Consider the following 7,050-nt stretch of genomic DNA (forward strand, 5'->3'; position numbering starts at 1 on the left):
GTAGCACGGGAATTCCGTCGTACACGGCATCACGAGTCAAGGCGTGTCCGAAGCGGATTCGCCCACCGGTTCCGTCGATCCGCAGCAGCCCCGCCACCACCGCCGTATCGACCAGATCGATCAGCGTCTCCTCGGTCTCCTCCGCCAGTCGCAGTAGCGAATCGAAATCGGCCTCGTCACCCCACACCGACAGCAGTCGCAGCAGTCGCGCCGCCTCGGCGGGCAATCGGGCGATCCGGCGGTGCAGCACATCCCGCACCCCCGCCGGCACCCCCAGCGGATTCCCCTCCGCCGCAGCCAGTTTCGCCAACTCGGCCACGAACAGCGGATTACCGCCGGTCCGCTCCCGCACCAATTCCACGGTGCCGTCCTCGATTCCGGCGACCCCGGCCGCCGCCAGCAACATCCGCACCGCCGCCGCATCCAACCCGCCGAGTTCCAACCGCCCCGCCGTCGCCGCCGCGAGCGCCGCCGATGTGGCCCGCACCTCCTCCCCCGCCTCCGACCCGCGCAGCGTCACCGCGAACAACACCGGCTCGCGCGCCGTCCACGCCACCACCTGCCGCAGAATCTGCAAGGTCGCCCCATCCGCCCGATGTGCGTCCTCCAGCACAACCAGCAGCGGCCCCACCCCCACACACCGCCGCGCCACGGCCCGCGCCAACTCGAACGGGGTCGAATCCCCCTCTGCCCCCGGCGAAACCCGCAGCGCCGCAGTTCGCACCGCCACTGGCGTATCCGCCACCCCCAGCGAGATCTGCGGCGGCTCGGCCCCGACCGTCGCGGGCGAACCTGCTTCCACCTCCGGCAGTACCCCAGAAGCCACCGCTCTCGCCACCGTCGACACGGTCGCCCCGGCTACCGGCGGCACCCACCCGGCCCCCGCCTCCTCCGCTCGCCACCCCGCGATCGGATCATCGGATTCCCTTGCGACAGTGCCTAATTCCGCGTGCGCCTGCCGCCAGGCCCAGGCCGCGGGTGCGCCGTCCACCTCCGGGCATCGACCGGTGACCACATTCCAGCCGCACTCGGTCAGCTCTGCGGCAACTGCCGTGACCAGTGTCGATTTCCCGGCACCGGCTTCACCCTCGATCCACACCAGTCGCGCCCGGCCCGCCGACGCTTCCCGCGCCGCTGTCAGCAGTGCGGCCCGCTGCTCGGTGTAGCCGACGACCTCCGGCATCGCGCGCAGCGCTGTGCCCACCGGTGCCGAATCCGGTCGAGTCGGAGACGAATCGAGCTGCCCAGTAGTCGAATCGGCGATGGTCGCCGAGACATCGGGCGCGGCCCCGGCCGGATTCGACCGTCCGGGGTCTGGTGAACCGGTCGTGTCGGGCAGCTGCGGAGCCGAGAGCGCCGGAGCGCCTGGGAAATCGGCAGCGGTCCGATCATCCGATGCCCACCGGTGCGAGGCGTTCCCTGTCGCCGCGGTCGGTGACGTGGCCGGGTTGTCCCGCACCGATGCGGAAGGAGTCGAGCCGCTGCCAGGCGAATCGGTGCCGTCAGCTTCGAGATAGCTACCGAGCCAAGGCATCTCGGCTGACTGCCGGGCTGATCCGAAGTCGGGAGCGAAGGTCAGGGCCGGGTCGTGGGTGAGGATGGCGGATTCCAGATCGCGCAGGGGCGGACTGGATTCGACGCCGAATTCGGTGGCGAGGTGGGTGCGGATGCGGCGGAGGACGGCGAGAGCTTCGAGGGGGCGGCCCAGGCGGTAAAGGGCCAGGGCCAGCAGGCGGGCGGCGGTTTCGCGTTCGGGATGGTCGTCGACGAGGCGGTGCAGCGTGGTGGCGGCCTCGGCGGGGCGGTCCAGGCGCATGGCGGCGTCGGCGCGCTGTTCCATTGCGGTCCAGCGCATATCGGTGAGGCGGGTGATTTCCGGTGCGGCCCAGTCGGAATCGGCGTAGGCGGCCAGGGCGGGGCCGCGCCAGAGCGACAGTGCGGTGTCCAGGGCTCGGTAGCGGGTCGATAGGTCGGGTTCGGTGGCGGCGGTGGCGAGCAGGCGCTCGAAATGCCAGGCGTCCACGGCGGTGGGTTCGGCGCGCAGGGCGTAGCCGGGGGCTTGGGATACCACCACGCGGGCGGGGGCACGGGGCGGGCGGTGGGGTTCGAGGGCGCGGCGAAGGTAGGAGATATGGGCTTGCAGTGCGCCGGAGGCTTTGGGCGGCGGTTCGCCCTGCCACAGATCCTCGATCAGCCGATCGGCTGACACCACTGCGCCGGCAGCCACGACCAGCCGCGCCAGCACCGCGCCTTGCATCGGCCCGCGCAAGGCCGCTGGGCGGCCGTCCACCGTCACACGCAGAGCGCCGAGTACGTCCACAGTCACCACGGGTGGTACATCGCCTGCGACAACCGGTTCGGTAACTCCACGGCCGGATCGCATTGCCCCAGCCTAAGTCCCGACCGGGCGCCACACCCACCGATCCGGGGCAGCGATACCCTCGGACAACAGCGACCGACGGACCGGTGACCGCATCGCACGCGGCGAAAGCTGAAACGACGCGGTCCGTGGTCAGCGACGTTCAGTCGCGCAGGGCGCGCACTCCGGCGGCGGCGAGGACCAGGCCCATCACCATGGTGCCGGGAATGATCCACAGGCCCTCCGCACCGGGCAGACCTTCCGCCCCGGCCATGGCCAGGACCGCGAGCACGATCAGGGCTCCGGCGGCCCGGCCCATGCGAGGACGCGGCGCGATCAGGGCGCAGACCGCGATCAACAACACTCCCAGCAGGAAGGCGGCGGCGAGCGGACCGGTCACGGGCAGCGCGGCGTCCTCGATTCGATGTTGCTCGTGGTGCGACAGCTGCGGGGCCACGTAGATCTCGTGGTACGCGCCGATCGGAATGGCCAGGGTCAGACCGAGATACAACAGGACCCCGCCGGCGGTGGCGACCTTCGCGATCCCGCCGCGCACGTTCGGCGGCGGGGCGGTGACACCCGATCCGACGCCTTCCGACACTCGGCGGTCGGTGGTCGATGCTCGATGGTCGGCGGCGCCGGTCCAACCCGAGGTCACCACCCCGAGCCCGACCGCCAGCAGCACCGCACCAACGGTGAAGGTCAGGTGTGCGGCCGCCCAGGTGCTCGCTTGTTCGGCGGCTTCGGAATGTTCCAATGGGTGCAACGCATTGCCCACCGCGAACAACACGCCCCCGGCGATCAGCGCGTAGGCCCGCCACCGGATGTCTCGATCGGTCGCGAGCGGTACTTCAGTCCTCGTCATGGAACGCACTCTCCGCCACCGGCATTCACCACGACTTGCGACCGACTTGCGAACCCGGTGGCACCGCCTGCCACGAATCAGCGGCATCGACGGTCACGCAGTGCGCACCGTCCCATGCCGCCCGCTCCTGCACCCAGTAGTGGCACCGACATACGAACGCGGTGGTGGCCTCGGCCTATGCGGCGCTCGTCGCGGACTGGGGCCGAAATGCCCGACAGTTGGCGGATGAACTCCGAGCGACCGATCGCGAGGATAACTGTCATGGATCCCGAACTCGAACCATTCGTCTCGCTGTTCCCGCCGTCGGACCTGTCCGAACCGCCCACCGCGCGTAAACAGCTCGCCGAGCTGGCCGCCGCGGTACCGGTTACCGACGACGCGAACCTGGAGATCGAAAATCGCACGGTCCCAGCCGATCCCGATGTGCCGGTGCGGATCTACCGTCCACACCAGGCCCAGGGCGCCATCGTGTGGCTGCACGGCGGCGGATTCGTGATGGGTGATCTGGACACCGAACATCCGTGGGCCACGATGCTCGCCAACAACTCCGGCGCGACCGTGATCTCGGTGGCCTACCGGCTGGCCCCCGAAAACCCGTTCCCAGCCGCACACAATGACATCTACGCAGTGCTGAACTGGACCGCCGAGCACGCAACCGAACTCGGCATCGACCCGACGCGCATCGCGATCGGCGGCCACAGCGCGGGCGCGGGTCTCGCGGCCGCGGTGGCGTTGCGGGCGCGCGACGAGCAGGGGCCGCCGATCCGTTTCCAATTGCTCCACCAAGCCGGACTCGACGACCGGCAGGAGACGTGGTCGCAGCGGAATTTCACCGATACGCCGTTCGTGACTCGCGACAAGGTCGCGCAAATGTGGGGGCATTTCCTGGGCTCCACGCCCGCAACGCCGTACGCGGCCCCGGCGCGAGCCACCGATCTGTCGGGCCTGCCACCCGCTTACATCGCCGCCGCGGAGTTTTGCCCGAATCGCGACGAAGACATCGACTACGCATTGCGCCTCATGGCGGCTGGCGTATCGGTCGAGTTGCACCAGTGGCGCGGCACCTTCCATGGCTCCCAGGCGATCCTGTCCGCGGAGGTGTCACAGCGGCAGAACGCCGAACTGGCCGGAGCCCTTCGGCGCGCCTTGGCCGAGTGATCCGGAATCCTCGGCCAGGTGCGGGTAGCGCTGGTCCCAAGGCAGGGACCAGCGTTACCCAGCCCGGCACGGAACGAATCGCATGCCAGGCTGTCACGAGTGGCCTACGCGGTACGGCGTCCTCGAAGACGATGCAATCCCATCGTCGCGGCGGCGACACGTGGATCGAACATGTGCAGTGGGGATTTCGTCATATTCAGCACATCGAGGAATTTCGCCGCAGTCGCCGGATCGTCCGCCGCTGCCCGGAACATCCTGTTCAGGCCTGAATGCGCAAGTGATTTCACCCCTGGTGAGCCGAGCTCGACGGGGGGCATCGTCATATCGCTGACCTTGGTCAGCCACCACGGGGTGCGCAGCATGCGGCCGACGCGGCGATAGTATCGGCGTGGCAGATCGTCGGTCCCCTGCTGGAGTACCTCATCGAGTAGATCCGCCGCAATGGCCGCGACAGTCATTCCGCTGCCGTAGATCGGATTGAAACTGCACACCGCATCGCCGATCGAAAGTATTCCTCCCGGAACACGATCCAGCAGTTCGTACCGGCGCCATACCGCCGTGCGGAACCGGTAGGTCGCTACGTCGTCGACAGGTATCGCACGGCGAATTACCGTGGCGACATCGTCGGGTGCGCACTCGGCGGCGTAATCCAGCAGTGCGTCGGGACTGGCCGGTGGGTGATTTTCCTTCCCGACGCCGAACGCCGAGAGCACCCACAAATCCCCCTCCTGTGCCGCGAACCCGAACCCGCGCGGTCGGCTCGGCATCGGTCCCACCAGGACGATCCGATCGCCGCCGACGGCGTCCAGCGGCAGTCGGAAATGGCAAGTGGCGTAGCCGATATCGACGGGCACCTGATCTTCGCGTGGCCGTGGGTACCCCAGCGACTCGAGCCAGGCACCGGCTCGTGAACCACGGCCCATCGCGTCGACCACCAGATCGGCATGGACAGGCTCCGGTTCGCCGGCGGTCTCCCGGCGCATCACCCGCACTCCGCCGACGCCGGTATCGGAGGCGACCAGCTCGGCTACGACAGCGTCGTCCCATATCGTCACATTCGGCAGCGCCGATACCCGGACACGCACATGCGATTCCAGAAATGGCCGGCTGGCGGCAACGGACGTTCTGCCCAATTCAGCGCGGTACAGGACGTTTCCGAAGAAGATCGCCCGGAAATCATCGAATGCGCTGACGGCCTTCGCGCCATCGGTGATCAGCTCGTCGATCAGGCCGGGAAACCGGGACTCGGCGATATCGGCGGCGCGCATCAGCAGGCCGTGGGAATGTTGCGATTGCGGGGTGCCGCGGCGTTTGGTTTCCGCGGCCGACAACCGATCTCGCTCGACGACGGTCACCGCCGCAAAGTGGTCAGCCAGAATACGGGCCGCGAACAGACCCGCGATCCCGCCGCCGAGTACGACCGCATGGTCCCCGGCGCGGCGGTTACCCCTTCGACTCACCGGGTCCTCCTCGTCGGTGTGACGGCGCCGACGACGTCCGAAAGATCCGTCGATCGCGGGCAGGGCACGGCGACCCTACCCCGATGCGGCGTGGTCGTGCATGTCGTGGACGTGGCGTCAGCGGCCGGATCGGTGGATGACCTCGCGGGCCAAGGCCCGGTATTGCTCGGCGCCGGCGGATCGAGGTGCCCAGCTGGTGATGGGTTCACCGGCAACGCTGGCGTCGGGAAAGCGGACCGTCCGCGAGATCACCGTGTCGTAGACCTGGTCGCCGAACACCTCGGCAACCCGGGCCAATACCTGACGCGAATGCAGCAGGCGCTGATCGAACATCGTGACCACGATGCCGAACAGGCTCAGCCGCGGGTTCAGCCGGTCCCGGACCTTGTCCATGGTGTCGGTGAGCAGTGCGACCCCGCGCAGCGAGAAGAACTCGCATTCCATCGGGACGATCACACCGTCCGCGCAGGCAAGCGCGTTCACGGTGAGCAGACTCAAGGATGGCTGACAGTCGATGAGTATGTAGTCGTAGCGGTCCCGAATCGGGTCGAGTACCCGCCGCAGTGAATGTTCCCGGCCGACCTCGTTGACCAACCGAATCTCCGCCGCGGACAGATCGATATTGCTCGGTAGCAGATCGACATTGTCGACGCGAGTGTTGATCAGCACCTCGTCGATCAGCTTTCCCGATCCCCCGAGCAGGTCGTATACCGTCGATGGCAGGTCATTGAGTACGGCACCCAACCCCGCGGACAACGCGCCCTGCGGATCGAGGTCGACCAGCAGCACCCGCCGACCGCATTCGGCGAGCGCAGCGCCGAGGTTGATGGTCGAGGTGGTCTTGCCGACGCCGCCTTTCTGATTGCACAGGGCGATGACCTGCGCTTCAGTGCGGGGCTCCGAGTGTTCGGATGCATTGACCGCACTCACGATTCGCAAACGCTTCGGCTCGTGTCCGACCCTGAGCCACTCCGATTGCCAGGCAGATCAACTCGCAGGTAGTTTGCCAACATGTCGCCAGGGTAGCCGTTCACCCCTGGGACCGAACAACAAACCCCGCATGAGTCCTTGCTCATCAACAATCAGGGCGCCGATCGCTGACAATTCACTGAACCGACCGCTTGGTCGAAACCGTATCGCCGGGAATGAATCCCAGGACCTGCACACGTCCGGGTTCGATTCGGGGCAGCTTCGATCGTTGTGCGGCC

The 7,050-nt window shown here is 67.9% G+C and carries 5 protein-coding genes; 1 reads left to right on the forward strand and 4 read right to left on the reverse strand.

The window, feature by feature from the left end; all coding sequences use genetic code 11:
- Both ON44_RS46690 and ON44_RS12510 read right to left on the reverse strand, forming a co-directional pair.
- The coding region (locus tag ON44_RS46690; protein WP_157187124.1) for an ATP-binding protein at positions 1 to 2,383 on the reverse strand (2,383 nt) is incomplete at its 3' end.
- A gap of 139 nt (positions 2,384 to 2,522) precedes the next feature.
- Positions 2,523 to 3,224 carry a hypothetical protein gene (locus ON44_RS12510; protein ID WP_051181924.1) on the reverse strand — a complete coding sequence of 234 codons (702 nt, stop codon included), beginning with the start codon at positions 3,222 to 3,224 and terminating at the stop codon, positions 2,523 to 2,525.
- A gap of 261 nt (positions 3,225 to 3,485) precedes the next feature.
- On the opposite strand from ON44_RS12510, the gene ON44_RS12515 reads away from it, so the two are divergent.
- Positions 3,486 to 4,382, forward strand: coding sequence for an alpha/beta hydrolase (locus ON44_RS12515; RefSeq protein WP_083897827.1), 897 nt, complete (start codon positions 3,486 to 3,488; stop codon positions 4,380 to 4,382).
- A 104-nt stretch (positions 4,383 to 4,486) separates the two neighbouring features.
- Here the strand turns inward: ON44_RS12515 and ON44_RS12520 are convergent, their stop codons facing one another.
- Both ON44_RS12520 and ON44_RS12525 read right to left on the reverse strand, forming a co-directional pair.
- Positions 4,487 to 5,842, reverse strand: a complete 1,356-nt coding sequence (locus tag ON44_RS12520; protein ID WP_051181926.1) for an NAD(P)/FAD-dependent oxidoreductase — start codon at positions 5,840 to 5,842, stop codon at positions 4,487 to 4,489.
- A gap of 117 nt (positions 5,843 to 5,959) precedes the next feature.
- Positions 5,960 to 6,772: a ParA family protein gene (locus ON44_RS12525; protein ID WP_306306479.1), complete on the reverse strand. Its 813-nt coding sequence runs from the start codon at positions 6,770 to 6,772 to the stop codon at positions 5,960 to 5,962.
- Positions 6,773 to 7,050 lie beyond the last annotated feature (278 nt).

Origin of the sequence: Nocardia vinacea NBRC 16497 (genome assembly GCF_000308835.1) — a bacterium.
Lineage (GTDB): Bacteria > Actinomycetota > Actinomycetes > Mycobacteriales > Mycobacteriaceae > Nocardia > Nocardia vinacea.

Coding starts and splice junctions, on each gene's coding strand:
- ON44_RS12510 (WP_051181924.1), bottom strand. CDS start 3,224: ATGACGAGGACTGAAGTACCGCTCGCGACCGATCGAGACATCCGGTGG.
- ON44_RS12515 (WP_083897827.1), top strand. CDS start 3,486: ATGGATCCCGAACTCGAACCATTCGTCTCGCTGTTCCCGCCGTCGGAC.